Source organism: Photobacterium sanctipauli (assembly GCF_003026495.1).
GTDB classification, from domain to species: Bacteria; Pseudomonadota; Gammaproteobacteria; order Enterobacterales; family Vibrionaceae; genus Photobacterium; species Photobacterium sanctipauli.
This window is the reverse complement of record NZ_PYMA01000039.1, coordinates 1-1913: the sequence shown is the minus strand read 5'-3', so window position 1 is coordinate 1913 and position 1913 is coordinate 1. Positions and strand designations below refer to the sequence as shown.

General features: G+C 37.9%; 2 protein-coding genes. Both read left to right on the top strand.

The features are described 5' to 3' along the window. Positions 1-154 precede the first annotated feature (154 nt). On the top strand, positions 155-1276 hold the full coding sequence (locus C9I98_RS26305; RefSeq protein ID WP_036827853.1) for a hypothetical protein: 1122 nt from the start codon (positions 155-157) through the stop codon (positions 1274-1276). 128 nt (positions 1277-1404) lie between these two features. Next, the gene (locus C9I98_RS26295) at positions 1405-1668 is read left to right on the top strand and encodes a hypothetical protein (protein WP_036827851.1); all 264 of its coding nucleotides are present in this window, start codon (positions 1405-1407) and stop codon (positions 1666-1668) included. Positions 1669-1913: the final 245 nt, after the last annotated feature.

Here is a 1913-nt window from a genome sequence, read left to right as displayed (position 1 = left end):
TACATCACAGAGGCTTTAATGGGCAAAAAGTGCTTATAACAAAGCATTTAAGAGTGATTCGCAACGCTTGGCAGTTTCGCTTCGCTCAAGTATAGCCAAGTGTCGCTCACACCTTAATGCGGCGTTAGCTTTCTTTTTAGTTTAGGAGTATACAGTGGTAAATAACGACTGGTCGGTAGCATACAGAGAAGTGCATCTCATCGGGGGAGCTTACGCCATAAACGATCCAAATGAGAAGGATAAGGTTTATATATTCCCCAACTCCTTAGATGGTCAACAAGCTGTGCTCACAATCCCAAGTTATAGCAAGCTTTTTTATGCAATCAAAAAACTTAAAATAAGCAAAATTGTAGGTGTTGAGTTTCTTAATCATGTAAATCAAATTGATGGTATTAGCCCAACAGAATGGAGAGCGTATTCTAGTTACAAAAGTAATAATTGGGCTCATATAGAGGCATGTTGGCAGTGGGGAGATATATCGTTTGAAGCATATAAGTGCAAGAATGGTCATTTATGGGACTTGTCGAAAAGGATACAGCATCAAATAACAACGCTAAATAACTCATTACAACAATTATCTTTAACATATAGGCGTCAGTTAAACTCCAAAGTTGCAGATGGATTTGAAGACAATGAGAGATTTGAAAATGGTTATTCTTCGTATATTTATGACAGCTTCCAACACTTTCTATTTGATGCTTGTATGCTCAGAGATTATATTGCAGAGTTCGTGTTTCACTATGTAGTCCCGCTCGATGTTAAGTCGGGAGAGAAGCATATGACAACCACTTCGAAAATTTATAACAAGTATTATAAAAATAGGGAAGTGTCGTCAGACTACGAGACCTACTTTAAAAATATATGTTCATCGAATGGTTGGTTGAATGAGTTAGGGGTTTATCGAGATTTAGTTATGCATGCATGCCCGCTTTCCATGCCTAAACAACGTGTATGGATTCGAACCGGAACGATTGAGTTACTTGGTAATAAATTGCTTCCACAAATTATAGCGCCTATTCCTAAAAAGCCTCTAGATTTGAAAAATGAGCGAAACAGTTTTAAATATTTTAGTGATTTTGAGCGGCAAGCTAACGCATTTTTTAACCAAGCGAACGATGAAGAAGAATCAATTGATATCCTCTCATACGCTATAGACGTGATGGATAATTTTTCCAAGTTACTATGGCTGACAATAGAACAATCCCCTTTAAAAGGCATACAGCAAACTTTTGGTCCTCACAATATTATTGGAAATGTCCGGACAATAGTAAGCTAACAAACTGTTTAAGAGTGATTCGCAACGCGTGGCATTTTTACTATGCGTTAGGTTTTGTGGTTAAGGTGTTATGCGGCGGCATCGGTATTGCGTTGCTCACACCTTAACAGGGCGTTATAAGGTATTTGATGATAGAGCTTACAGATAAGGTTATTGGTCCCAAATACAGAATTCTTAATCCAATTCTTGAATTGCTCTTGGAAAGTGGGAATGAAGTCCTTACTGACTATACGTGGAGTTCTAATCCTACTGGTTATCTTTGTATTTTAAAAAAGCCAATAGACTTTGATTTAATTGAAAGCCGATTTGTACTGCCAAAAAGCATCCACTTAAACAAGCAATTTGGTGAAGTTGATTATGGGTTAGGCGCAGTAATCATTCGTTGTGCGTAACCTTATAACAAATTGTTCAAGAGTGATTCGGCACGCGTGGCATTTTTACTATGCGTTAGGCTTGGTGGTTAAGGTGTTATGCGGAAGCTTAGGTATTGCGTGCCTCACACCTTAACAAGGCGTTATGCCTCTTAGCACATAGCTTGCTGTGAATCTCAAATTGCTTGTAAGTATTAACTTACTGATTGCATATAAGTGTGCTTACTTATAGCCTAATACTTTAGTGCTAAAATGAACGGAGTCAG

Bases quoted from the DNA above. Each gene is read 5' to 3' on its own strand.
- C9I98_RS26295 (WP_036827851.1), top strand. From the start codon at position 1,405: ATGATAGAGCTTACAGATAAGGTTATTGGTCCCAAATACAGAATTCTT.